This is a genomic window from Arthrobacter sp. USHLN218, assembly GCF_037144715.1.
In the GTDB taxonomy this organism is placed as follows: Bacteria; Actinomycetota; Actinomycetes; order Actinomycetales; family Micrococcaceae; genus Crystallibacter.
The window spans coordinates 123,309-148,187 of record NZ_JBBCYT010000003.1; the positions used below are offsets into that span (position 1 = coordinate 123,309).

Below are 24,879 nucleotides of genomic sequence, written 5' to 3' on the forward strand. Positions count from 1 at the left end.
GCCGTAACGTATTAGACTTAGCACTTAGGCGTGTTGAGTGCTAATGCTGTGCGCGTGCCGGCCAAGCAGAATCAGGAGGTGTACCGTGAGCGAAGTCCGACGGCTGGAAGTGCTTCGTGCGATCGTTGAAGACTACGTTCATTCGCGCGAGCCTGTCGGTTCGAAGGCCCTCGTGGAGAGGCACCACCTCGGTGTTTCATCGGCCACGATCCGCAACGATATGGCGGCGCTGGAGGAAGAGGGGCTCATCGTGGCCCCGCACACCAGTGCCGGGCGCATCCCGACGGACAAGGGCTACCGCCTGTTCGTGGACCGCATCTCCGACGTCAAACCGCTCTCGCCGGCCGAACGCCGGGCCATCCAGACCCTCCTCGAGGGCGCGGACGACCTGGACGATGTGATGGACCGGACGGTGCGGCTGCTCTCGCAGCTGACGCACCAGGTCGCGGTCATCCAGTACCCGCAGCTGGGCCGCGCCAGGCTGCGGCACATCGAGTTCGTCCTGCTGGCGCCGGCCCGGGCACTGGTCGTGGTGATCGCGGATAACGGCAAGGTGGAGCAGCAGGTCATCGGCCTCCCGGCGGAGGTGACGGACCAGCAGCTGTCCGACCTGCGGACCGCCTTCCTGGCCGAGTTGTCCGGCCACCCGCTGGAAGCGCTGCGGGGACTGGTGGACGGCACGGTGCAGCAAGTCCGGCCCGAGTCGGCCGCGGTGGCGCGGGAGCTCGGAGCGGCGCTGGTGAAACTTGCCGAGGCCACCCACGAGGAGCGGATCCTGCTGGCCGGTACGGCCAACCTCGCCCGTTCCACCATGGACTTCCCGCTGACCATCGGGCCCATCCTCGAGGCCCTCGAAGAGCAAGTGGTCATGCTCCGCCTGCTCTCGGAGATGCAGCAGGATGCGCGAGGCGTCTCCGTACGGATCGGCAGCGAGAACCCGTACGGTTCGCTGGCCGAGACCTCCGTGATTGCCACGGGCTATGGACCGGATGCCTTGGCGAAGGTCGGCATCCTCGGACCGACCCGGATGGACTACCCGACGACGATGGCGGCAGTACGTGCGGTCGCACGCTACCTTTCGAGGATCCTCGCCGGCTAGGCGCCGGCAGCAAGCAGCAGTTGGACAGTCACTGTCCGCCAACCGATTCCAGGAAAGAAGTTAACCAGGTGAGCAACCACTACGACGTTCTCGGTGTCAGCCAGGATGCCACGGCTGAGGAAATCAAGAAGGCCTACCGCAAGCTGGCACGGAAGCTGCATCCGGATGTCAACGACGGACCCCAGGCGGCCGAAGAATTCAAGCGCGTCAGCCACGCCTACGAAGTGCTCTCCGATCCGCAGAAGCGCCGGGTCTACGACACGACGGGCAATGAGAACGGAACGGACAGCGGCTTCGGCAGCGGCTACTCCGGCGCCGGCTTCGCGTTCCAGGACATCTTCGAGACGTTCTTCGGCGGCCCCGGAGGCGGCGGCGGACCGGCCTCGCGCCGCCAGCGCGGACAGGACGCCCTGATCAACGTCAAGATCGACCTCAAGGACGCCGTTTTCGGTGTCAACAAGAAGATCGAGGTGGACACCGCCGTCGTCTGCCCGACCTGCGACGGCAGCTGCTGCCGCCCGGGCACCAGCCCGCGCACCTGCGACATCTGCGGTGGGTCCGGCCAGGTTCAGCGCGCGGTGCGTTCCATCCTGGGCCAGGTCATGACCGCCGCCCCGTGCGGCAGCTGCCAGGGCTACGGCACCGTCATCCCCGATCCGTGCAACGAGTGCAACGGCGAGGGCCGCATCCGCAGCCGCCGTTCGCTGACCATCAAGATTCCGGCTGGCGTGGGCACCGGCACCCGTATCCAGCTGGCGGGGCAGGGGGAGACCGGGCCCGGCGGCGGCCCTCAGGGCGATCTGTACGTGGAAATCCGCGTAGCCCAGGACAAGAACTTCCTGCGGGAAGGCGACGACCTGCACGTCACGATGTCCGTGCCGATGACGGCGGCGGCCCTGGGCACCGAGCTCGAGCTGGACACCTTCGACGGCCCCCAGCAGCTGGACATCAAGCCCGGCACGCAGGCCGGCGAGGTCATCAACCTGCGCGGCCTGGGCGTCACGCACCTGCGCGGCTACGGCCGCGGCGACCTCAAGGTCCATATCCACGTCGAGACGCCGACCAAGCTCGATTCCGAGCAGGAGAACCTGCTGCGGCAGCTGTCCCAGGCCCGCGGCGAGCAGTACACCGAAGGCAAGCTCGCCGGCAGCGGCACCGGCGTCTTCGCCCGTCTCCGCGACAAGCTCGGGCACCTCTAACCCATGACCAACCCGGTCTTTTTCGCTGAGCCCTCAGAGTTCGACGGCGTCGCCCCCGGCGCGCTGTTCGTCCTCACCGGCGCGGAGGCGCGGCATGCCGTCGCGGTCAAACGCCTGGCCGCCGGAGAAGCGGTGGACATCGTGGATGGGACCGGGAAACGCCTCTCCGGCACGGTTACGGCCGTCGCGCCCCAGGAGCTGACCGTCCGGGCCGAGTCCGTCGCCGTCGATCCCGCGCCTCCCTACAGCCTGACGCTGGTCCAGGCGCTGGCGAAGGGCGACCGGGACGAGATGGCCATCGAGGCCGCCACGGAGCTCGGTGTCGACCGCGTGGTGCCGTGGCAGTCCGAGCGAAGCATCGTCCGCTGGCGCGACGCGAAGGCGGCCAAGGGCCAGGCGAAGTGGGAGGCGACGGTCAGGGCAGCGGCGAAGCAGTCGCGCCGCGCGGTCATCCCGGAGGTCGGCACGCTCGTTGGCCTGAAGGACCTGTGCCGGCTGATTGCCTCCAGCCGCCTTGCCTTGATCCTCCATGAAGACGCTGCGCAATCGCTGGCAGACGCCGTGGCGGCGGCCGGACTGCCGGGTGATGGGGACGGCAGCGTCCTCATGATCGTCGGGCCGGAGGGCGGAATGAGCCCGCAGGAGGTGGAGCAGATGCTCGCCGCCGGCGCGGTCGCCGTCCGGCTGGGGCCGCACGTGCTGCGCTCGTCGACCGCGGGACCCGCGGCCGTCACGCTGCTGAGCGTCCAGCTGCGGCGCTGGTAGCCGCGCCGGCCTGCCCGCTACCGCTCGATGAGCGGCTACTTGACGCTGAAGACCTTGCTGTCCGGGTTCAGCTCGGCCGCGGCCGACCCGTCCTGGGCGGCATCGAAGACGCTGAGCCGATACGTCCCCGCGGGGAGATCGAGGCCGAAGCGGAACTCTCCGGACTCGCCGTCGGGGGCGTTGATCGCGACTGTGCCGGACTTGACCTTGCTGCCGCCGGTGTCCTCGGCATCTTCCAGCCGGGAAACCTGCCACGACAGCTGCGCGTCAATGGCTACGGCGCGGCCGTAGACTTCCAGCCGGCCGTCCAAGGCGGCGTCCTGCTGCGGGTCGATGACCCAGATCGGCGCGGTCAGTTCCGGATTTCGGGTCATCAGGGCACCCAGCTCCACGTAGCCGAAGGCCTTGTACCCGCGGTGGCCGTCCACCAGGATTTCCACTTCGAGGGGATTGCCCGGGGTGCTGAGGCCGGCGTTGGCGGCAGCGGCGGTGGCCGTATAGACCAGCTGCTGGATGGCCCGCTCGGCGATGCCCTCGTCGACGTTGGCCTTGAAAGCATCCGAGGAGATGTCCAGCGTGATGACCGAGCCTTTGGTGATCGACGTGCCGACCTTGGAGGCCGGCCGCCACGGATTGAAGTAGTCGGAATCGAGCGGCTGCAGCGACAGAGCGGCGTTGACCGCCGTCGTTATGGGATCTCCGAGGTCCTCCGCCTCACGGAACTCGCGATAGAGGAAGACGCTGTCCGCGTTCTCGCCGAGCCAGTACACGGGCGAAAGCGACGTGCTCTCCGGTGTCTCCAGCGGGGCGCTGGTCACCAGCGGGCTGCTCATGATGGTAGGGCCCCCCGTGCTGGGCGGCATCGACGTCCGCGGCTCGCTGCCGGGACCCGCAGGGGAACAGCCGATCAGCACGACGCTGCCAAGCGTCAGGACGGCCAGCCAGGCGCGGAACTTGCGCGTCGGGGCCGGGTGCCGGGTCTGGTCGGGGGAAATAGCTGCGTTCCTTTATCTTGCGGCTGCGTTCGTCGTCCAAGTCCTCGAAGGACCTGCGGAACCGGCCGGTGCCGGTGTCCGAGAGACTAGCTTGGCACATCCCCGGTCCTTGCCGTGGATGTTTCGTGCCCTCTCAACCGGACTGATGCAGGATCGAAACAGGATCGATACCGAACGGCCGGTGTCCGGACCATGGGTCGACGACGCTTGTGTGCCGTAGCATTGATGTATTGACCGCTCGCCCGTCCGGGCGGGCGGAACCGAGAAGTTGGCCAGCAGCCGAACACTACTGAAGGGGCGATGGAAGGCCGGGTCAGGCCGCACTATGTCGGAAACACAATTGGATGTTGATCCGCTGGGATCCGGTAGTCTCTCTGTGCACTTCGAATCGCCCGAGCATATGGTCAGGGCGCTGGGTGCCCAGGACGAGGTGCTGCGGCTGATCGAATCCGAATTCACCGACGTGGACCTGCATGTGCGCGGCAACGAGCTGTCGATAACGGGCCCGCCCCAGGCCGTGGAGCGCACCGGGCGGCTGCTGGCAGAGATCAGGACTTTGGCCGCCAACGACACACGCGTGACGCCCCAGGTCGTCGAGCAGCTGCTGCGCATGCTGAGCGAACAATCGGTCGCGAGGCCTTCCGAGGTCCTGACGCTGAACATCCTGTCGTCGCGCGGGCGGACCATCCGGCCCAAGACGCTGAACCAGAAGACCTATGTCGAGGCCATCGACAACAACACCATCGTTTTCGGGATCGGCCCCGCGGGCACCGGCAAAACCTACCTGGCCATGGCCAAGGCGGTCCAGGCCCTGCAGCACAAAGAGGTCAACCGGATCATCCTGACCCGTCCCGCGGTCGAGGCGGGGGAGCGGCTCGGCTTCCTGCCGGGGACGCTCAGCGACAAGATCGACCCGTACCTGCGGCCGCTCTACGACGCCCTGCACGACATGATGGACCCGGACTCCATCCCGCGCCTGATGGCCGCGGGCACTATTGAAGTGGCGCCGCTGGCCTACATGCGCGGCCGGACGCTCAATGACGCGTTCATCATCCTCGACGAGGCCCAGAACACGACGCCGGAGCAGATGAAGATGTTCCTGACACGGCTGGGGTTCGGCTCGAAGATGGTGGTCACCGGCGACGTGACGCAAATCGACCTGCCGGGCAGTTCCAGCTCGGGGCTCAAAGTGGTCAGCGAGATCCTGCAGGGTGTCGAGGACGTGAGCTTCTCCATCCTGGATGCCTCCGACGTGGTGCGGCACCGTCTGGTCAGCGACATCGTGAATGCCTACAGCCGCTGGGACGACAACCGGCGGCAGCGGGTACCTGCCAGGAACAGGCCCACGAGGGAAGGACAGCATTGAGCATCGAGGTCAATAACGAGTCAGCCATGGCCGCGGACGAGGCCGAGCTGGCGCGGCTGGGCCGCTTCGTGCTCGACAGCATGTATGTCCATCCCGAGGCCGAGCTCTCCATCATCCTGGTGGATAAGGAGGCCATGGAGCGCCTCCACATTGAGTGGATGGACGAGCCCGGGCCCACCGACGTCCTTTCCTTTCCGATGGACGAGCTCCGCCCGGGTACGCCTTCCCAGAAGACTCCGGCAGGCGTGCTCGGAGACGTCGTGCTTTGCCCCCAGGTCGCGGAGGAGCAGGCCCGGAAGGCCGGGCACAGCATTGGCGAGGAGCTGCTCCTGCTGACGACGCACGGGATGCTGCATCTGCTCGGCTACGACCATGCCGAGCCCGAAGAGGAAAAGGAAATGTTCGGGCTGCAGCGGCGGCTGCTGGCCGACTTCCTCGGCAAGGAAGCGCCCACGGAGACCACCCTTTGATCATTTGGATGCTGACCGGCCTCGCGCTGGTCTTTATTCTGCTGGCCGCCGTCCTTACCGCCGCGGAATCGGCCTTCACCTACCTGCCCCGGCAGGAGGCGGAGCAGCTGCTCTCCAGCGGGCGGGGGCGCCGGCTGGCTACCATCCTGCAGGAGCCGGTGGCGCATATGCACGCCCTGCGCTTCTGGCGGATCTGGTTCGAGACCGCCGGCGCGGTCGCCGTCGCACTCCTGTTCTATGACCTGCTGCGCAACGTGTGGCTGGCCGGGCTGCTGGCTACCGCCGCCATGGCGGCGGTCGGTTTCGTGCTGGTCGGCGTTTCGCCCCGGCAGTTCGGCCGGATGCACGCCACGGGCGTGGTCCTGGCGACCGCCCCCGCGATCAGGCTGCTGTGCGGGATCCTGGGCCCGATCCCGGGCTGGCTCGTCCGGCTGGGCAGCGCCGTCGCCCCTAACGCGCCGAGGGCGGACGCCGCCTTCTTCTCCGAGGAGGAATTCCGCGACTTCGTCGACCGGGCCACCGAGGCGGACATGATCGAAGACGCTGAGGCGGAACTGATCCAGTCCGTGTTCGACCTCGGCGACACGAAGGTACGGGCCGTGATGGTTCCGCGCACGGACATCGTCACCATCGATTCCGGCGCCTCGCTGAAGCAGGCGATGTCGCTCTTCCTGCGCTCGGGCTATTCCCGGATCCCGGTCATCGGAGAGAACACGGACCAGATCAAGGGCATCCTCTACTTGAAGGACGTTGCCGCCCGCCTCCACGCCAGGCCCGAGGCGGCCGCCCGGACCTCGGTGGACGAAGCGTGCCGCGACGTCCGCTATGTCCCCGAGTCGAAGGCCGTCGGCGAGCTGCTCAAGGAACTGCAGCGCGAGTCGACCCACGTGGCGATCGTCATTGACGAATACGGCGGCACCGCGGGCCTGGTGACGCTGGAGGACCTCATCGAGGAGATCGTCGGCGAGATCGTTGACGAGTATGACTCCGAACGGCCGGAGATCGAAGTCCTCGAGGAAGGCCGCTACCGGATCAGCGCGAGGACTTCGATCGACGACGTCGGCGAGCTCTTCGGCATGGACCTCGACGACGAGGAAGTGGATACCGTCGGCGGCCTGCTGGCCAAGTCCCTCGGCCGGGTGCCGATCGTCGGCAGCGAGGTAACGATCGACGGGCTGCACATCCACGCCGAGCGGCTGGAAGGCCGGCGGAACCGGGTGTCGCACGTGCTGGCATGGCGGGACCTCCCCGCGACCGAGGCCGCCGCCGGCGGCCATGAACCAAGACATACCCCTGCCAGAGCAGAACCGGAGCCGGAAAATGACAGCACACGATGACAAAGCCATGGCTATGGCCACCAGCGGATGGCCCGAGGACTACCGTGCCGGTTTCGTCTCCCTGGTGGGGCGGCCCAACGCCGGGAAATCGACCCTGACCAATGCCCTGGTCGGCCAGAAGGTGGCCATCACCTCGGCGAAGCCGCAGACCACCCGGCACACGATCCGCGGCATCGTCCACCGCGCCGATGCCCAGCTGGTGCTCGTGGATACCCCGGGGCTGCACCGGCCCCGGACCCTGCTGGGCCAGCGGCTGAACGATCTGGTGGCTGACACCCTCTCGGAAGTCGACGCCATCGGCTTCTGCCTTCCGGCCAACGAAAAGATCGGGCCCGGGGACCGCTTCATTGCGAACCAGCTGGCGGCGTTGTCACGCAAGCCGGTCGTGGCGCTGGTCACGAAGACGGACCTAGTGGACCGCAGCGCGCTGGCCGAACAGCTGCTGGCCGTTGCCGCGCTGGGCACGGAGGTTTTCGGCGCTGACGGATTTGCCGACGTCGTTCCCGTATCCGCGGCAGATGGCTACCAAGTGGACACGGTCGCCGACGTGCTCGTCTCCAGGATGCCGATGTCGCCTCCCCTCTATCCGGACGGAGAGCTGACGGACGAGCCGGAGGCGGTCATGGTGGCGGAGCTGATCCGTGAAGCCGCACTGGAGGGCGTCCGCGATGAATTGCCGCATTCGCTGGCCGTCGTGGTGGAGGAGATCGTGCCGCGCGAGGGTCGCAGCGAGGACAATCCGCTGCTCGACGTGCGGGTCAACCTCTTTGTGGAGCGGCCCAGCCAGAAGGCCATCATCATTGGCAAGGGCGGGGCGCGGCTGCGCGACGTTGGCACCAAGGCCCGGCGCGGCATCGAAGCCCTGCTGGGCACCCGCGTGTATCTCGACCTGCATGTGAAAATTGCCAAGGACTGGCAGCGGGATCCAAAACAGCTGGTCAGGCTCGGTTTCTGACCTGACAGGGAAGCCGGGAACTTTCGGCGTTACGTGTCCGTGTGCATGAATAGCACTCTCCACGTTTATCCTTTTATCTGGTTCGTTCTGGTATCACCCCCGAAAGGCAGGCATCTGTGGGTCGTCGCGGCAGTTCGAGTGATGATCCGCTGGATCACGAAGGCGGTGTTCATCCTCAGCCGGCAACTCCAAGGCACCCGGCTGTGCACGGGAGCGCCCGGCACATGCGTTCAGGGAAGCGGTTCACCTGGCTGAAGATCGTTTCTGCCGTGCTCGCCTGCGCACTGGTCGCCGGGCTTGGGGTCATCGTCATCAAGGTGGCCGGCCTGCGCGCCAGCCTGACGACGGAGCCGCTGAACCTCGGCACGGAGGCCCAGGGCCTGCCGGTGGACTTGAGCACGGATCCGGTGCAGATCCTGATCCTGGGCACTGACTCCCGGGCCAAGACGGGCGGCTCGTACGGCCATGACCCGTCGTCGGATGGCAAAGGCAATTCCGACGTCATGATGCTGATGAACCTCTCCGCGGACCGGCAGCGGGTCACGGTGGTGAGCCTGCCCCGGGACCTCCTCACCGACATCCCCGCCTGCGAGGATCCGCAGACTGGCGAGATCTACCCGGAGCAGCAGTCCGCCCAGCTCAACATGGCGCTGAGCTACGGCGGTCCCGGCTGCACCGTCGCCGCGATCAACCACTTGACCGGGATGGAGATCGACCACTTCATGATGGCCGACTTCAACGCGGTCAAGGAACTGTCGACCGTCATCGGCGGCGTGCAGGTCTGCGTCAATGAGCCGATCAACGACACCTACTCCAAGCTCACCCTGCCCGCCGGCATCAGCGAGGTGCAGGGCGAGCAGGCGCTGGCGTTCCTCCGGACCCGGCATGCCTTCGGCGACGGCGGCGACCGCGGCCGGATCCGCGCCCAGCAAAGCTTTCTGGCGTCCATGGCACGCAAGATCACCTCGGAGGGGACGCTGACCAATGTTCCGCGCCTCTACAACATCGCCGATGCCATTGCCCGCAACCTGACCGTTGACGAGGGGCTCACCGACGTGTCGAAGCTCCTGGCCCTGGCCGACCGGCTGAAGAACGTGGACCTGGGCAAGGTCGCCTTCGTCTCCCTGCCGACGACGCTTTACGAACCGAACCCCAACCGCCTGGTCATGGATGAGGTCGAGGGGGAGAAGCTGTTCAGCATCCTCCGGGCCGACGGTGATGTCACCGCAACGGCCGAAGAGAAGCCCTCCGCATCGCCGTCACCCGAGGCAGGCGATGGCTCCTCCACTCCGGCGACCCCCGAGCCGGAGGAGCTGCCCTTCGATCCCGCCGCACAGCCGGTCGAGGTCGTCAATTCCTCGGGTGCCAAGGACCGCGGCGCTGAACTCGCCGAGCAGCTCCAGGCACTCGGGTACGTGCTGGCCTCGGGTACCGAGGCGGAGGACACCAATCCGGCGACCCAGATCTTCTACTCAGCCGGGTTCGAAGACGTGGCCAACCAGCTGGCCAAGGAACTCAACGTCCCCAAGGCCAGCGTCCTCTCCTCCGAGAAGAGCTACGGTGTCCGCGTGGCGGTCGGCGCCGACTTCACCACCGGCAAGAAGCTCAAGGCAACCGGGGGAGTCGGGGGCAACCTCCGCGGCCAGACGGCCGACCAGGTCACCTGCCAGGGCTCCGGCGGCTTCTGACCGCAAGCAGGTTCCCCGGCAAAACCAGAGGCCGTGCCTCCCGCGCACCAGGGCGATCGGGAGGCACGGCCTTCCTGCAGGTTGCTACCAGATCCGGACGCGCTCGGCCGGATCGAGCCACAGGCCGTCGCCGGACTCCACCTCGAAGGCGGCGTGGAACTCGTCCATGTTCCTGACCACCTGGTTGCAGCGGAACTCGTTGGGCGAATGCGGATCAATGGATAGCCGCCGCTGGGACTCCTCGCTCCTGATCTTCTGGCGCCAGCATTCGGCCCAGGAGTAGAAGAAGCGCTGCGTCCCCGTAAGTCCGTCGATGACGGGCGGCTCCTGTCCGTCAAGGCTGAGCTGGTAGGCCTTGTAGGCGATGATCAGGCCGCCGAGGTCGCCGATGTTCTCGCCCAGCGTGAGCTCGCCGTTGACCGTCTTGCCGGCCGCTTCCTCGGGGCTGAGCTTCGCGTACTGGTCGACCAGCCGCGCCGTCAGTGCCTCGAAGGCCTTTCGGTCTTCGTCGGTCCACCAGTTGCGCAGTGCGCCGGTCCCGTCATACTGCGAGCCCATGTCGTCGAAGCCATGCCCGATTTCGTGGCCGATGACCGCCCCGATGGCCCCGTAGTTGGCGGCAGGGTCGGCCTCGGCGTCGAAGAAGGGCGGCTGCAGGATCGCGGCCGGAAAGACGATTTCGTTCATGGTCGGCATGTAATAGGCGTTCACCGTCTGGGGTGTCATGTGCCACTCTTCGGTGTCGATCGGCCCGCCCAGCTTGTCCAGGTTGCGGCGGACCTCGAATTCGTTGGCGCCCAGGACGTTCTGCCAGACGTCGCCACTTGGCAGGTACGAGGAGTAGTCGATCCACTTGGTCGGGTAGCCGATCTTTGTCCGGAACGCCTGGAGCTTCTCCAGGGCACGGCCGATGGTCTCGGCGCTTAGCCACTCGAGCGAACCGATGCTTTCGCGGTAGGCGCCGATCAGGTTGGCTACCAGTTCCTCCATCCGCTCCTTGTGGGACGGCGGGAAGTGCCGCGCGACGTATTCCTGGCCGATGGCTTCGCCCAGGGCGCCTTCGACGAGCGCAACGCCGCGTCGCCAGCGTTCCTTGATTTCGGGCGTTCCGCTGAGGATCTTCCCGTAGAAATCGAAGTGCGTCTGGACCGCCTCGGCATGCAGGTACGGTGCCGCCGACGTCAGCAACTGGAGGCGGAGCCAGGACTTCCAGTCCTCGAGCGGCTCCTCTTCGATCAGCTTGGCCAGGAGGGCGACAAAGTCCGGCTGGGACACGACCACCTCGGTGATCTCCGCCCCTTGGCTGCCCAGGCCTCCGAGCCACTGCCGGATGCGGGGAAAGCTGCCGGCCAGCTCGCCGACGGCGCGAAGGTTGTAGGTCTTCTGCGGGTCCCGGCAGGAAACCTTGTCCAGGTGCCCGGCCGCCAGCTTGTGCTCCAGCCCGATCGCTACCGCAGCCTCGGCGGGGTCGAGTCCGGCCTGCTCCATGATGGCCGCGGCGTACTCGGCGTAGCGCGCCCGGATGTCCTTGAACTCGTCTTCGCGGTAGTAGGACTCGTCCGGTAGGCCCAGCCCCGCCTGGTAAAGGTAGACGAGGTACCGGGCGGGGTCGCCGGCGTCGTTGTTGACGTAGAACGCCAGCGGGTAGGCAGCACCCTGGCGGGTGAACTTCGCCAGCAGGTCCAGCAGCGTGTCCCGGTCCGCCACCGCGTCGATCTCCGCCAGTTGTTCGGCAATCGGGGAGAACCTGCGCCCTTCGGCTGCGGCCTCGTCCATGAAGCTGGAATATACGACGCCGACCTTGCCGGCCGGGGTGCGCGGGTCCGGATCCGCCGCGGATTCCTCGATGATCTGCCGGACCGCGGCCTCGGCCTCGTCCCGCAGCGCGGTGAACGATCCCTCCAGAGGGCGGTCAGGGCGGATGGTGGTTTCGGCCAGCCACCTGCCGTTGACGTGGCGGAACAGGTCGTCCTGGGGGCGGACGGCGGAATCAACGTGGTCAAGGACGATGCCGGAACGGGTCATGGCAGCACCTTTCTGAAGTAGCAGCGGTTGACATGTTCTTCCTCATCCTACGCACCGTGCTAGGGTGAAATTGTGCGTGCTGGAATGCTTCTTCTTAGCTGCCGCGGCGAGGCCTAAAGAACTCTTGTTTGACGGCCGAATCCTCGCCGCGGAGTTTGTGTTGCCCGGCCGAAGCCGCCACAGGAATTAGCAGAAAAGGCCAAAGACCATGCGAAACGCGCAGAAACCCTCCGGAATGCCCATCCATAAGTACATTCCGTTCCAGGACCAGATCACCGTCGAGCTGCCGGACCGCACCTGGCCGGACAAGGTCATCACGAAGGCGCCGCGCTGGTGCGCCGTCGATCTGCGGGATGGCAACCAGGCCCTGATCGACCCGATGAGCCCGGAGCGCAAGCACAAGATGTTCGACCTGCTGGTCAGGATGGGCTTCAAGGAAATCGAAGTCGGTTTCCCGTCCGCCTCGCAGACGGACTTCGACTTCGTCCGCCAGCTGATCGAGGGCGATCGCATTCCGGACGACGTGACGATCCAGGTGCTGACCCAGTCACGCGAGCACCTCATCGAGCGCACCTATGACGCGATCGAGGGCGCGGACCGCGCGATCGTCCACCTCTATAACTCGACGTCGGTGCTGCAGCGCCGGGTGGTGTTCAACCAGGACATGGACGGCATCGTCGACATTGCCCTGCAGGGGGCGCGGCTCTGCCGGAAGTACGAGGAGGGCCTGAAGGGAACCGAGGTCACCTACGAGTACTCGCCCGAGTCCTTCACGGGTACCGAGCTGGAGTTCGCCGCGCGCATCTGCAATGCGGTGACCGACGTCTTCGAAATCTCGCCGGACCGCAACGTCATCCTCAACCTGCCGGCCACGGTCGAGATGGCCACCCCCAATGTCTATGCCGACTCCATCGAGTGGATGTCGCGGCACCTGGACAACCGGGAGAATGTCATCCTCTCGCTGCACCCGCACAATGACCGCGGCACCGGGGTGGCGGCCGCCGAGCTGGGCTACCTGGCCGGTGCGGACCGCATCGAGGGCTGCCTGTTCGGCAACGGCGAGCGGACGGGCAACGTCGACCTCGTCACTTTGGGGCTGAACCTGTTCGGCCAGGGCATCGACCCGATGATCGACTTCTCCAACATCGACGAAGTGCGCCGGACCGTTGAGTACTGCAACCAGTTGCCGGTGCCCGAGCGCTCTCCCTACGGAGGCGACCTGGTGTTCACCGCCTTCTCCGGGTCGCACCAGGACGCCATCAAGAAGGGTTTCGAGTCCATGGAGCGCGATGCCGCTGCCGCGGGCAAGACGGTCAACGAAATCCCCTGGGCTGTTCCCTACCTGCCCGTGGATCCCAAGGACCTCGGCCGCAGCTACGAGGCGGTCATCCGCGTCAACTCCCAGTCCGGCAAGGGCGGGGTGGCGTACCTGCTGAAGAACGAGCACAGCCTGGACCTGCCGCGGCGGGCCCAGATCGAGTTCTCCGGCGTCATCCAGCGCCGCACCGACACGGTGGGCGGCGAGGTCAGCGGTGCCCAGCTGTGGGAAATCTTCAACGACGAGTACCTGCCGATTCCCGAGCAGCCGTGGGGACGCTACACCCTCGGCTCGGTCAAGACGGACTCCGCCGAAGACGGGTCGTTCCAGCTGAACGCCTCCCTGATCGTGGACGGCGTGCAGCAGCGCAGGACCGCGGAAGGCAACGGTCCGATCGCCGCACTGCTGGACATCTTCCGCCAGGATGGCGTGGATGTCCGGGTCCTGGACTACAGCGAGCACGCGCTGTCCGAAGGCGGCAATGCGCGCGCCGCGGCCTACGTGGAATGCGCTGTGGCGGAGCGAGTGCTCTGGGGTGTTGGCATCGATACCAACACCACGATGGCGTCGCTCAAGGCGGTCGTGTCCGCGGTGAACCGGGCCATCCGGGACAACGTCGCGCAGTCCGCCGCGGCAAGCGAAGCCTCGGCCCAGTAGCCCACCCGGCCGCGCCCGGCCTGCCGATGTGCGGGCCGGGCGCAGTCAGTGGGACAATGGCCCTGTGTCCAACCGATCCTTCGCCTCCCGAACCTACCGGGATGAAGGCGTCATTCTGCGGACCCACAAGCTCGGCGAGGCGGACCGGATCATCGTCCTGCTGACCAAGCGCCACGGCCAGGTCCGCGCCGTCGCCAAGGGAGTCCGGCGCACCAGCAGCAAGTTCGGCGCGATGCTCGAACCGTTTATGGTGGCGGACCTGCAGCTCATTGCCGGACGCAACCTCGACATCGTCACGCAGGCGCAGACGCTTGGCCCCTACGGACGCGAGATCGTCGCCGACTACGCCAAGTACACCGCCGCCGCAGTCATCTGCGAGACTGCGGAGAAGCTGACCGACATCGACGGCGAATCCGCGGCGGTGCATTACGGCCTTGTCATCGGTGCATTGTCCGCCCTCAGCCGCAGCCGGCACGCACCTGAGCTCGTGCTCGACTCCTACCTGCTGCGGGCCCTGGCGACGGCCGGCTGGGCCCCGAGCTTCACCGACTGCGCGCGCTGCTCGGCACCGGGCCCGCATTCGGCGTTTTCGGCCGCGCTGGGCGGCGCCGTCTGCCACGACTGCCGCCCTCCGGGCTCCGCCTCCCCGGCCCCGGAGACCATGTTGCTTCTGGCCGCGCTGCTCAGCGGTGACTGGCCGGCGGCCGACGGATCGGCGCAGGCATCCCGGCGGGAAGCCGCCGGCCTGGTGGCCAGCTACCTGCAGTGGCACCTGGAACGATCCGTCAGATCCCTCAAACACGTGGAGCGAGTGTGACTACCTTGAACCCGAGCAAACCTGCTCCCCATCCTTCCGGCGCCCGGGCGCCCCGGCTGCCGAACGGCCTGGTCCCGCAGCACGTCGCCATCGTGATGGACGGCAACGGCCGCTGGGCCAACCAGCGCGGGCTGCCAAGGACTGAAGGGCACCGCGCGGGCGAAGCTGCGCTGCTCGACGTCATGGCGGGCGCGATCGAGATAGGCGTGCGCCACGTCAGCGTCTACGCCTTCTCCACCGAGAACTGGAAGCGGTCGCCGGAGGAAGTCCGCTTCCTGATGGGCTTCAGCAAGGACGTGCTGCGCCGACAGAGGGACCAGCTCGACCAGTGGGGTGTGCGCATCCGCTGGTCCGGCCGGCGTCCCCGCCTGTGGCAGTCGGTTATCAAGGAGCTCGAGGTGGCCGAGCGGCAGACCGCCGACAATAACGTCTGCACGCTCAACATGTGCGTCAACTACGGCGGCCGGGCGGAAATCGCCGATGCCGCTGCGGCCATCGCGGCCGACGTGGCCGCCGGCCGGCTCAAGCCTTCCGCCGTGTCCGAGAAGACGATCCAGCGCTATCTTGACGAGCCGGACCTGCCCGACGTCGACCTCTTCCTCCGCACCTCCGGGGAGCAGCGGTTCTCCAACTTCATGCTCTGGCAGTCCGCCTACGCGGAGATGGTCTTCATGGACATCCTGTGGCCGGACGTGGACCGCCGGACCCTCTGGGAAGCCGTGGATATCTACGCACGGCGGGACCGGCGCTACGGCGGCGCCGTGGATGCCGCCTCCGTTTCCGCGGGTTGAACCGGCTGTTCTAGCTGTCCAGGATGTACGCCTTGGCCCAGCGCTCCAGCCTGGCGTAGGCATCGGCGCGGACCCCGGGCGGGGACAGGAAGATGTCGTGCAGCGCCGCCTCGATCCGTTCGACCGTGACGCTGGATCCGAGTTTGACCGCGCTGGCGGCCATCGTCTCCACGTCGAGGACGGCGTCGGCCGCCTTCATGTCCTCGTGCCAGAGCGGCCCGTAGACACTGCGCGCCGAGGTCAGGACCAGGATCGGCACCGCAATGGCGAGCCCCTTGTCCACTTCGGCCTGGCCGTGCCAGATGGCGCTGAGCCACCCGGCGCGGACAGGGAACGCAAACGGCGGGCGGAGATCCGGGTCCAGGTCCCACTCGCCTTCCTCCGTGCTGCTGATGGTCCGCCAGTAGAACCCGCGGGCCGGCAGTTTGATCTCGGCCTCGGGCTTGAGCCGGGACAGCGGGTCGAGGACCTTGGCCGCCGCCCGCCGCACGAGCGAACTGCGGTGCATCTCCAGCCACGGGCTGTTCAGGACCAGCGCCTTGACCGCGCCGGGGTTGCGGTTGGCCCAGAGCGCTGCCACGAGCCCGCCGGTCGAGTGGCCCATCAGGGTGAGGTCGATGTCCGCCTCCGGCAGGCCGAGCCGTGCCGCGCTGTCCTGGCGGACGGCTGCCACCGCGGTGGCGATCTCGTCGTCGTAATCCCTTAGGTCCGAGGCGTAGCCGGCCAGGTCGCCGCCACCGACCGTCCTGGTTCCGGGATCCGCTCCCGAGGCGTCCTCCGCGGCCGCATCGCCGGGGTCCGGCTCGCCGATCCGCAGGTTCCGGCCGTGGTTGTGGACGTCGAGGGCGTAGAACGCCACCCCCAGCTGGTGCCAGAAAGCGGCAAGCTCCGTGTTGAAGAAGTAGTCGCTCCAGCCGTGCAGGTACAGCACCACGTTTCCGCGCTGGGCCGGGCCGCGGTTCGCGGGGAGGTGCCGCACCAGCGTGGCCCGCCGCGTCCTGCCCCCGGCTAGGGGTACCTCCAGCGCCGTCGATTCGAATCCGGCGCCGAGAATGTCCTCGATCCAGACCGTTGGCATTCCGACACTTCCCTTCTTCGCCTTCATGCTAAGCCCGTCCGGTTTGGCCGAAGGATGCCTTTGGCGGAAAACTAGGCTCATGCGTCTGTACCCACTCTTCTTCCGCGCCGCCTTCTCCTGGATGGACCCGGAACGTGCCCACACTATCGGTTTCCGGATGATCCGCCTGGCCCACTCGGCCGGTGCCGGCGCGCTGCTCCGGCGGGTCACGGCGCCCGCGCCTTCCCTGCGGACCGAGGCGCTGGGGCTGACGTTCCCTTCGCCGTTCGGGCTTGCGGCGGGCTTCGACAAGGAGGGCCACGGTATCGAGGCGCTGTTCGATCTGGGCTTCGGGGCCGTCGAGGTCGGAACCATCACCGGATCGGCCCAGCCCGGGAATCCGAAGCCGCGGTTGTTCCGGCTGGTCGAGGATCGTGCGGTCATCAACCGGATGGGATTCAATAACGACGGCGCGGCCTCCGTTGCGCCGAGGCTTTCGGCTGCGCGGCGGTCCCTCCAGCGGCGCTTCGGCGCGAGTCGTCCGGTGATCGGCGTCAACATCGGCAAGACCAAGGCCGTGGAGCTGGCGGACGCCGTCGACGATTACCTCAAGAGCACCCGCCTGCTGGCCCCGCACGCGGACTACCTGGTGGTCAACGTGAGCTCGCCGAACACTCCCGGGCTCCGCCTCCTGCAGAGCGTCGAGACCCTGCGGCCGCTGCTGGCCGCGGTGGGGGAGACGGCCGACTCGGTGGCGCGGCGGCACGTCCCGCTGCTGGTCAAGATTGCGCCGGACCTGAGCGACGAGGATATCGACGACGTGGCCAGGCTGGCATTGGAGCTGAACCTGGACGGCATCATCGCCACGAACACCACGATCGGCAGGGAAGGCCTGGAAACGGACGCGGCCAAGGTCGCTGCCTGCGGCGCCGGCGGCCTGTCGGGAGCGCCATTGAAGCAGCGTTCCCTCGAGGTGCTCCGCCGGCTGCGGGCGGCTGCGGGGGACAGGCTGGTGCTGGTCGCGGTCGGGGGAGTGGAGACGGCGGACGACGTGCGGGAGCGGCTGGACGCCGGCGCGACGCTGGTCCAGGGCTACACGGCGTTCCTCTACGAGGGACCGTTCTGGGCCGCGCGGATCAACCGCTCGTTGGCCCGCAGGCCCTAAGGGCTTAAGACCAGAACGGGCCGGTTCCCACAAGGGGAGCCGGCCCGTTCGCGATGTTGGTCGCTGCGGTGGAGCCCGTCAGGACGGGTACTGGCCGCGCTTGACCTGGGGCTTGGGCAGCCGCATCCGGCGGAGCTGCAGGCCGCGCATGACGCCGTACCAGATGGCGCCGCGCTCGACCTCGCCGAATTTCGCCACGAGCCGCGACTTGAGCTGCCGGCCAAGAATGAAGGCATCCACCGCCACCAGGCCCAGCAGCACCCAGAAACCGACGAGGATGAAGGCCTGGACGTTCAGGTCGCGGATAAAGCTGAGCAGGACGAAAATGAGGGCGAAGATGATGAGGAATTCGCCCAGGACCCAGCGGGCGTCGACAAAGTCGCGCACAAAGCGTTTCTGCGGGCCCTTGTCCCGCAGCGGGAGGTAGCGGTCATCCCCGGTATCCATCGCCTGCCGCATCCGGATCCGCTCTTCCTGGGCGGCCTGGCGGCTCGATTCCTTGGCGGCCTTGCGGTCGTTCGGCACCAGCGGCCGCTTGCGCGCGGCTTCCTGGTCCTTCCGGCGCGGAGTCGGAGTGCCCTTGCCCGGGCCGCGGTCGGCCTCCGGTGCAGGCTGGTCTGTGGTTTCCGGCGCGTTCGCAGCCTCTTTTTTACGTCCAAACACCCATCAAGAATACCCTGCAGGCGCTTGCCTGCCGCGCGTCCGCCGGGAGTAGGGTGGCCGGTATGACGACTCGTGAAGAAACCGGCCGACCTGCACCGCAATCCGACGGAGGGAACGTCGACGTCGCCGCTTTGGCGGCCGCCGTCGACGGCCGGATGGGCCAGACGATTTCGACGCTGGAGCAACTCGTTGCCATTCCCGGCATCGCCTGGGAGGCCTTCGACCCGGCGGACCTGCTGCACAGTGCAGAGACAGTGGCGGACCTGATTCGCGGCGTCGGAATCGAGGACGTGCAGGTGCTGAGTGTTCCCAACGGCGAAAAGCTTGGCGGGCCGGCCGTCGTGGCCCGTCGCCCGGCCGCGCCGGGCAAGCCGACCGTCCTGCTGTATGCGCACCATGACGTCCAGCCGCCGGGGGACCTCGCGCTCTGGCATACCGAGCCGTTCGCCGCCACTGAAATCGACGGCCGGCTCTTCGGCAGGGGTGCCGCGGACGACAAAGCGGGCATCATGGCCCACGTCGGCGCCGTCGAAGCACTGCTGGCTTCGCTGGGCGATGAGTTCGGCCTCGGCCTGACGTTCTTTATCGAGGGCGAGGAAGAGGCAGGCTCACCAACCTTCCGTTCCTTCCTGGAGACCCACCGTGAGCTACTGCAGTCCGACGTCATCATCGTGGCGGATTCGGGCAACTGGCGGGTAGGGGTGCCGGCGCTGACCACGAGCCTGCGGGGACTGGTCGATGGCGTGGTCGAACTGCAGGTCCTTGACCACGCCGTCCATTCCGGCATGTTCGGCGGTCCGATCCTTGATGCGCCGACACTGATGGCCAGGTTGATCGCGACCTTCCATGACGAGACGGGAGCCGTGGCCATCGAGGGGCTGGTAGGTACCGAGTCGGCCGCGGTCGACTACCCGGAGTCCGACTTCCGCCGGGACAGTTCGGTACTCGACTCCGTCCAGCTGGCCGGAACCGGGCCGATCTCGGACCGGCTATGGAACAAGCCGGCCCTCTCCGTCATCGGAATGGACGTCCCCAGCGTCGCCCTCAGCTCCAACACCTTGCTGCCCTCGGCGCGGGCAAAGCTGAGCCTGCGTCTCGCGCCTGGCCAGGACCCGGCGGCGGCCATGGAGGCTTTGGCTGCCCATATTGACGCACATGCTCCTTTCGGCGCAAAAGTCCGGTTCGTTCCGGGAGAACAGGGCAACGCGTTCTCCACGGACACCACCGCGCCGGCCGCGCAGGCCGCGCTGTGGGCTCTGGGCAAGGCGTGGGGGACCGGACCCGTGGAGACTGGCATCGGCGGCTCCATCCCGTTCATCGCGGACCTGACCGAGCTCTACCCGGCCGCCCAGATCCTGATCACCGGTGTGGAGGACCCTGACTCCCGGGCGCATTCCGCGAACGAGTCCCTGCACTTGGGAGATTTCCGCAATGCCATACTCGCCGAGGCCCTGCTGCTCGCCCGCCTCGACAAGGAAGGCCTGTAGCAGGACGGACCAGGCGCCGCCGGCAGGCCGCATGTCACGCCTGCAGGCGGCGGTGCTGGAACCAAGTTCCAAGCGACGTACCATGGAAGCGGAGCCACAGCACCACTGAGTGATAGCAGAAGGTCAACTGATGGCCGCCTCAGAGATAAGGACAAAGCAATGACCGAAACCACCAGCACCGCTACCGAGAACGCAACTGCAACGGAACTGCCTACCCATGAGGTCAAGCTGACCGACGTGGCCGCGGGCAAGGTCCGCAGCCTGCTGGAGCAGGAAGGACGCACGGACCTCCGGCTCCGCGTCGCCGTCCAGCCCGGTGGTTGCTCCGGCCTGATCTACCAGCTGTACTTCGACGAGCGCATGCTGGACGGTGACGCCGTCCGCGACTTTGACGGTGTCGAAGTCATCGTCGACAAGATGAGCGTGCCGTACCTCAGCGGCGCGACCATCGATTTCGAGGACACCATCTCCAAGCAGGGTTTCACCATCGACAACCCCAACGCCGGTGGTTCCTGCGCCTGTGGTGATTCGTTCCACTAAACCTCCTGGAAAGCCAGTCGCACTGGGGATGCAAACGGCGACGCACTGCTCCGATCTGTCACATCCGGGTCATCGGGGCGGGTAAGCTCTACAGTGAGTAGTAAAACTAATATGCAAGCGCGCGCAACGGGGGAATAGCCGTGCCGCGCGGGCATCACTTGCACGAAACAAAAAGGAAGGGCCGTCTGTGAGTTCGCAGGACCGAACCGGCAGTCGGCGCGCCAGGATCCTCAAGGCCACTGGTCTTGGGGCAGCCGGTGCGCTGTTGTTGACGGGTTGTTCAGAAGAAGTCCAATTGGGATGGCTGCCCACTGAGCGGGGCACGACCAACCACACGGACCGGATCATCGATTTGTGGGTGAACTCCTGGATTGCCGCGTTGGCTGTCGGCGTTCTCACGTGGGCCTTGATTATCTGGTGCATCGTTGCCTACCGGCGCCGCAAGAACGAGACGGGTTACCCGCGCCAGCTCAGCTACAACCTGCCGCTGGAAATCTTCTACACCGCAGTTCCGCTGATCATGGTCCTGGTCCTGTTCTACTTCACGGACAAGGACATGACCGCGATCAACGCCCGGGACGACAACCCGGACCAGATCATCGACGTACGCGGCAAGCAGTGGTCCTGGGACTTCAACTACGTCACCGAGGACAAGCACGACATCGGTGTCCAGGCCCACCTGGACGGCAAGACGGGTGCGCCCGAACGCCTGCCCACGCTGTACCTGCCGGTCAACCAGAGCATTGAGCTGCAGATCAACTCCCGCGACGTCATCCACTCGTTCTGGGTTCCGGCATTCCTGCAGAAGATCGACATGATCCCGGGCAAGACGAACTACATCACCGTCACCCCGACCCGCGAGGGCGTCTTCGCCGGCAAGTGCGCCGAACTCTGCGGCGAGTACCACTCCGAGATGCTGTTCAACGTTGCCGTTGTTTCCGAGGCGGAGTACGCCCAGCGGATGTCTGCCCTGGAGGACGGCCAGATCGGCGAAGAATACGACCGTAACCCGTACGCGGAAGCGGCTGAGCAAGGAGCGAGGGAGAACTAGTGTCTACCTACGAGTACACCGCGGAGGAGACGGGCACGACAGTCGCGCCGCGCGTCGTCCCGCGTTCCAAGGGCCGGATCGTGGTCAACTGGATCACGACGACCGACCACAAGACCATCGGGTACATGTACCTGATCTCGTCGTTCATCTTCTTCTGCCTCGGCGGCGTGATGGCACTGGTCATCCGCGCCGAGCTGTTCGAACCCGGTATGCAGATCCTGCAGACCAAGGAGCAGTACAACCAGCTGTTCACCATGCACGGCACGGTCATGCTGCTGATGTTCGCGACGCCGCTGTTCGCCGGCTTCACCAACGTGATGATGCCGCTGCAGATCGGTGCTCCGGACGTTGCCTTCCCGCGCTTGAACGCCCTGGCCTTCTGGTTCTTCCTCTTCGGCAGCTCCATCGCCGTCGCAGGCTTCATCACCCCGCAGGGCGCCGCGTCCTTCGGCTGGTTCGCGTACGCCCCGCTCTCGAGCACCACATTCTCACCGGGGGCGGGCGGTGACCTGTGGGTCTTCGGCCTGGCGCTCTCGGGCTTCGGTACCATCCTGGGTGCGGTCAACTTCATCACGACCATCATCTGCATGCGGGCTCCCGGCCTGACCATGTGGCGCATGCCGATCTTCACCTGGAATGCGCTGATCACCTCCATCCTGGTCCTCATGGCGTTCCCGCCGCTGGCCTCGGCGCTGTTCGGCCTGGGAGCCGACCGCCGCTTCGGTGCGCACATCTTCAACCCGGAGAACGGCGGCGCCATCCTGTGGCAGCACCTGTTCTGGTTCTTCGGCCACCCCGAGGTCTACATCATCGCCCTGCCGTTCTTCGGCATCGTCTCCGAGATCTTCCCGGTCTTCAGCCGCAAGCCGATCTTCGGTTACAAGGGCCTGGTCTACGCCACCATCGCGATCGCGGCTCTGTCTGTGACCGTGTGGGCTCACCACATGTACGTCACCGGCTCGGTCCTGCTGCCGTTCTTCGCCTTCATGACCATGCTGATCGCGGTCCCGACCGGCGTGAAGTTCTTCAACTGGATCGGCACGATGTGGCGGGGTTCCATCACCTTCGAAACGCCGATGCTGTGGAGCCTCGGCTTCCTGGTCACCTTCCTCTTCGGCGGCCTGACCGGCATTATCCTGGCCTCACCGCCGCTGGACTTCCACGTCTCCGACACCTACTTCGTCGTGGCGCACTTCCACTACGTCGTGTTCGGCACGGTTGTGTTCGCCATGTTCGCAGGCTTCTACTTCTGGTGGCCGAAGTGGACCGGCAAGATGCTGAACGAGCGCCTGGGCAAGATCCACTTCTGGCTCCTGTTCCTCGGCTTCCACGGCACCTTCCTGATCCAGCACTGGCTGGGTGTCATCGGTATGCCCCGCCGCTACGCGGATTACATGCCGGAAGACAACTTCACCGCCATGAACCAGTTCTCGACGATCGCATCGTTCGTCCTGGGTGCCTCGCTGATCCCGTTCTTCTGGAACGTGTACATCACCTGGCGCCATGGCAAGAAGGTTCAGGTGGATGACCCCTGGGGCTTTGGTGCCTCGCTTGAGTGGGCCACCTCGTGCCCGCCGCCGCGTCACAACTTCACCTCGCTGCCTCGCATCCGGTCGGAACGCCCGGCCCTGGACCTGCACCACCCGGAACTGGCTCCGAAGCACACGCCCAAGGAACCCGTGCCGGCAGCACAGATCTTCGGCCCGGCCGACCGAGAGGACGCATAACCCATGAAAATCGAATCCTGGTTGTTCTCCGGGGGAGTCATCTTCTTCACTCCCGTGGCCCTCGTCTACGGCTACATGACTAACTGGAGCGAGTGGGTCGGCATCGTCGGCCTGTTCCTGCTGATCGGCCTGTCGCTGATGATCGGCTGGTACCTGAGGACGACGGCGAAGCGCGTCGGTGCGCGCCCCGAGGACCGGCTGGACGCCGAGATCCATGAGGGCGCCGGCGAGCAGGGTCACTTCAGCCCCTGGAGCTGGTGGCCCCTCATGCTCGGCGCAGGCGCCGCGACCGGCTTCCTCGGCATCGCCGTCGGGTTCTGGATCACCTACGTGGCCCTTGGCCTGACTCTCGTGGCACTCATCGGATGGGTTTACGAGTACAGCCGCGGCGACCACGCCCACTAGTTCGACCTTCAGTAAGGGAGAGGCCTGGAGCATCAGCTCCGGGCCTCTCCCTTTTTGCGCCGCAAATCGGTGGTCTAGACCGCCTGGGCTAAGCTGGATGGGAGTAAACAGGCGTACCAAACGAGGAGGCAGAGTTGGTGTTCAAGGGAGCGGCAGCCATCGAGGGCACCATCGACGAAGCCTCGCAGGTAGCCAAACATGTCCAGCTGCGGGAGATCCTGCGGCGGCATGCGAAAGAGAAGTGCGAGCCGGGCGGTCCATTTCCCTCGGAGCGCGAACTGACGCAGCGGTTCGGCCTGGCCAGGATGACTGTCCGGCAGGCGATCGATTCGCTGGTGTCCGAGGAGGTCCTTGAGCGCATCGTCGGGCTGGGAACCTTCGTCAGCCAGCAAAAGCTCGACCTGCAAGTAAAGCTCACCTCCTACAGCGAGGAGATGCAACGCCGCGGCATGGTGCCGGATGCGCGGGTGCTTACGTTCGAGCAGATCGGCGCCGCGCCTTTCGTGGCCCGCGAGCTTCAGTTGGAGGAGGGGCAGCCTGTCATCCGTTTCCGCCGGCTGCTTCTGGCGGACGGGGACCCCATGAGCGTGGACGAAAACTTCATCCCCGCCCAGCGGGTGCCCGGCATCCTCGATGATCCGCCGCCGTCGTCGCTGTACAACGTCCTGAGTGAGCGTTACGGGCTGGTCATCGAGTGGGGCGAGGACACCATCGAAGCTACCGCAGCCCAGCCCTCAATCGCGCGCCTGCTTAACGTGGACATCGGTGCGCCGCTGCTAAAGATCCAGCGGCACGCGTACGCATCAAAGACGATGGTGGACTTCTCGGTTTCGTACTATCGCGCCGATCGCTACAAGCTGTGGGTGCCGCTGCAGCGGCCCGGGGCACGCTCTCCCCGCTCCTATAACGTCAAGCGCTTCTGAGCCGCTCACAGAGGAACTGCGGGGCTCCCGCGGCACACTCGGGAGATGTGCCGCGGTTGCGGATGCCGGGGGAGCGGCGACTCCTACCCGCAGCACCGGCTTTGCTGGCTGGCAGTCGACCCAATGGTGCCGATGACGCAGGCGGCGGGCCCGGCGGTTCCCGGCGCCCGGAGCAGGGTGCCATCGCGCCCGAACGCTGATGGCCTGCGGCCGCATCCGATCCCGCAAACGAAAGTTCGCCAGCGAGCACGCCATGGCCCGTGGAACCGGGTGTGTGCCGTCGCTCTTGGTGCAGACGGGGAAGCGGCGTGATGGCCCGGAGGTTGCTGGCCGGTGCGGCCTGCCGTGCCGCAAAATCCCGGCGTCGGAGACGGCCAGA

At 66.5% G+C, this 24,879-nt stretch carries 22 protein-coding genes; 18 read left to right on the forward strand and 4 right to left on the reverse strand.

Features of this window, described 5'->3' with window-relative positions; genetic code table 11:
• Nucleotides 1–85: 85 nt before the first annotated feature.
• The 3 genes from hrcA to WFH44_RS07865 all read left to right on the forward strand — a co-directional run bounded on the left by hrcA (nt 86) and on the right by WFH44_RS07865 (nt 3,063).
• Nucleotides 86–1,099 carry a heat-inducible transcriptional repressor HrcA gene (gene hrcA / locus WFH44_RS07855; RefSeq protein ID WP_336713089.1) on the forward strand — a complete coding sequence of 338 codons (1,014 nt, stop codon included), beginning with the start codon at nt 86–88 and terminating at the stop codon, nt 1,097–1,099.
• A gap of 68 nt (nt 1,100–1,167) precedes the next feature.
• The gene (gene dnaJ / locus WFH44_RS07860) at nt 1,168–2,298 is read left to right on the forward strand and encodes a molecular chaperone DnaJ (RefSeq protein ID WP_336713091.1); all 1,131 of its coding nucleotides are present in this window, start codon (nt 1,168–1,170) and stop codon (nt 2,296–2,298) included.
• Between the two features lie 3 nt (nt 2,299–2,301).
• On the forward strand, nt 2,302–3,063 hold the full coding sequence (locus tag WFH44_RS07865) for a 16S rRNA (uracil(1498)-N(3))-methyltransferase (RefSeq protein ID WP_336713093.1): 762 nt from the start codon (nt 2,302–2,304) through the stop codon (nt 3,061–3,063).
• 35 nt (nt 3,064–3,098) lie between these two features.
• Here the strand turns inward: WFH44_RS07865 and WFH44_RS07870 are convergent, their stop codons facing one another.
• The gene (locus WFH44_RS07870) at nt 3,099–3,896 is read right to left on the reverse strand and encodes a GerMN domain-containing protein (protein ID WP_336713094.1); all 798 of its coding nucleotides are present in this window, start codon (nt 3,894–3,896) and stop codon (nt 3,099–3,101) included.
• 487 nt (nt 3,897–4,383) lie between these two features.
• Here WFH44_RS07870 and WFH44_RS07875 point away from each other — a divergent pair, with 487 nt between their 5' ends.
• The 5 genes from WFH44_RS07875 to WFH44_RS07895 all read left to right on the forward strand — a co-directional run bounded on the left by WFH44_RS07875 (nt 4,384) and on the right by WFH44_RS07895 (nt 9,874).
• The gene (locus WFH44_RS07875) at nt 4,384–5,424 is read left to right on the forward strand and encodes a PhoH family protein (protein ID WP_336713096.1); all 1,041 of its coding nucleotides are present in this window, start codon (nt 4,384–4,386) and stop codon (nt 5,422–5,424) included.
• Nucleotides 5,421–5,894, forward strand: a complete 474-nt coding sequence (ybeY, locus tag WFH44_RS07880) for an rRNA maturation RNase YbeY (RefSeq protein WP_264795501.1) — start codon at nt 5,421–5,423, stop codon at nt 5,892–5,894. Before WFH44_RS07875 ends, ybeY begins: the two co-directional genes overlap by 4 nt.
• An 8-nt stretch (nt 5,895–5,902) precedes the next feature.
• Complete coding sequence (locus tag WFH44_RS07885; protein ID WP_442892894.1) at nt 5,903–7,231, forward strand: hemolysin family protein; 1,329 nt, start codon at nt 5,903–5,905, stop codon at nt 7,229–7,231.
• Nucleotides 7,232–7,238: 7 nt separating this feature from the next.
• Complete coding sequence (gene era, locus WFH44_RS07890; protein ID WP_336713642.1) at nt 7,239–8,186, forward strand: GTPase Era; 948 nt, start codon at nt 7,239–7,241, stop codon at nt 8,184–8,186.
• Between the two features lie 224 nt (nt 8,187–8,410).
• Nucleotides 8,411–9,874, forward strand: coding sequence for an LCP family protein (locus WFH44_RS07895; protein ID WP_336713099.1), 1,464 nt, complete (start codon nt 8,411–8,413; stop codon nt 9,872–9,874).
• Between the two features lie 84 nt (nt 9,875–9,958).
• On the opposite strand, the gene WFH44_RS07900 is transcribed toward WFH44_RS07895, so the two are convergent.
• Nucleotides 9,959–11,899, reverse strand: coding sequence for a M13 family metallopeptidase (locus WFH44_RS07900; RefSeq protein ID WP_336713102.1), 1,941 nt, complete (start codon nt 11,897–11,899; stop codon nt 9,959–9,961).
• A gap of 208 nt (nt 11,900–12,107) precedes the next feature.
• On the opposite strand from WFH44_RS07900, the gene leuA reads away from it, so the two are divergent.
• From leuA to WFH44_RS07915, 3 genes are all read left to right on the forward strand, one after another.
• Nucleotides 12,108–13,874, forward strand: a complete 1,767-nt coding sequence (gene leuA / locus WFH44_RS07905; RefSeq protein ID WP_336713103.1) for a 2-isopropylmalate synthase — start codon at nt 12,108–12,110, stop codon at nt 13,872–13,874.
• Nucleotides 13,875–13,938: 64 nt separating this feature from the next.
• Complete coding sequence (gene recO / locus WFH44_RS07910) at nt 13,939–14,691, forward strand: DNA repair protein RecO (RefSeq protein ID WP_336713104.1); 753 nt, start codon at nt 13,939–13,941, stop codon at nt 14,689–14,691.
• Nucleotides 14,688–15,482, forward strand: coding sequence for an isoprenyl transferase (locus WFH44_RS07915; RefSeq protein WP_336713106.1), 795 nt, complete (start codon nt 14,688–14,690; stop codon nt 15,480–15,482). The genes recO and WFH44_RS07915 overlap by 4 nt, the downstream gene beginning before the upstream one ends.
• Nucleotides 15,483–15,492: 10 nt before the next feature.
• On the opposite strand, the gene WFH44_RS07920 is transcribed toward WFH44_RS07915, so the two are convergent.
• Nucleotides 15,493–16,560 carry an alpha/beta hydrolase gene (locus WFH44_RS07920; RefSeq protein WP_336713108.1) on the reverse strand — a complete coding sequence of 356 codons (1,068 nt, stop codon included), beginning with the start codon at nt 16,558–16,560 and terminating at the stop codon, nt 15,493–15,495.
• 79 nt (nt 16,561–16,639) lie between these two features.
• Between WFH44_RS07920 and WFH44_RS07925 the strand changes: the two genes are divergently transcribed.
• Entirely contained in the window at nt 16,640–17,704 is a 1,065-nt protein-coding gene (locus tag WFH44_RS07925) for a quinone-dependent dihydroorotate dehydrogenase (RefSeq protein WP_336713110.1), read from the forward strand.
• A gap of 78 nt (nt 17,705–17,782) precedes the next feature.
• Here WFH44_RS07925 and WFH44_RS07930 read toward each other — a convergent pair whose 3' ends face one another.
• Entirely contained in the window at nt 17,783–18,367 is a 585-nt protein-coding gene (locus tag WFH44_RS07930; RefSeq protein ID WP_336713111.1) for a DUF3043 domain-containing protein, read from the reverse strand.
• Nucleotides 18,368–18,429: 62 nt separating this feature from the next.
• Between WFH44_RS07930 and WFH44_RS07935 the strand changes: the two genes are divergently transcribed.
• From WFH44_RS07935 to WFH44_RS07960, 6 genes are all read left to right on the forward strand, one after another.
• Nucleotides 18,430–19,854, forward strand: a complete 1,425-nt coding sequence (locus tag WFH44_RS07935) for a dipeptidase (RefSeq protein ID WP_336713113.1) — start codon at nt 18,430–18,432, stop codon at nt 19,852–19,854.
• 159 nt (nt 19,855–20,013) lie between these two features.
• Nucleotides 20,014–20,394, forward strand: coding sequence for a HesB/IscA family protein (locus tag WFH44_RS07940; protein WP_264795489.1), 381 nt, complete (start codon nt 20,014–20,016; stop codon nt 20,392–20,394).
• Between the two features lie 187 nt (nt 20,395–20,581).
• Entirely contained in the window at nt 20,582–21,445 is an 864-nt protein-coding gene (gene ctaC / locus WFH44_RS07945; RefSeq protein ID WP_336713114.1) for an aa3-type cytochrome oxidase subunit II, read from the forward strand.
• Nucleotides 21,445–23,172, forward strand: coding sequence for an aa3-type cytochrome oxidase subunit I (gene ctaD / locus WFH44_RS07950; protein ID WP_336713115.1), 1,728 nt, complete (start codon nt 21,445–21,447; stop codon nt 23,170–23,172). Before ctaC ends, ctaD begins: the two co-directional genes overlap by 1 nt.
• A gap of 3 nt (nt 23,173–23,175) precedes the next feature.
• A complete protein-coding gene (locus WFH44_RS07955) occupies nt 23,176–23,577 on the forward strand; it encodes a cytochrome c oxidase subunit 4 (protein WP_336713116.1) in 402 nt (133 codons plus the stop codon).
• A 137-nt stretch (nt 23,578–23,714) separates the two neighbouring features.
• A complete protein-coding gene (locus WFH44_RS07960; protein ID WP_336713643.1) occupies nt 23,715–24,500 on the forward strand; it encodes a GntR family transcriptional regulator in 786 nt (261 codons plus the stop codon).
• The last annotated feature ends 379 nt before the right edge of the window (nt 24,501–24,879 follow it).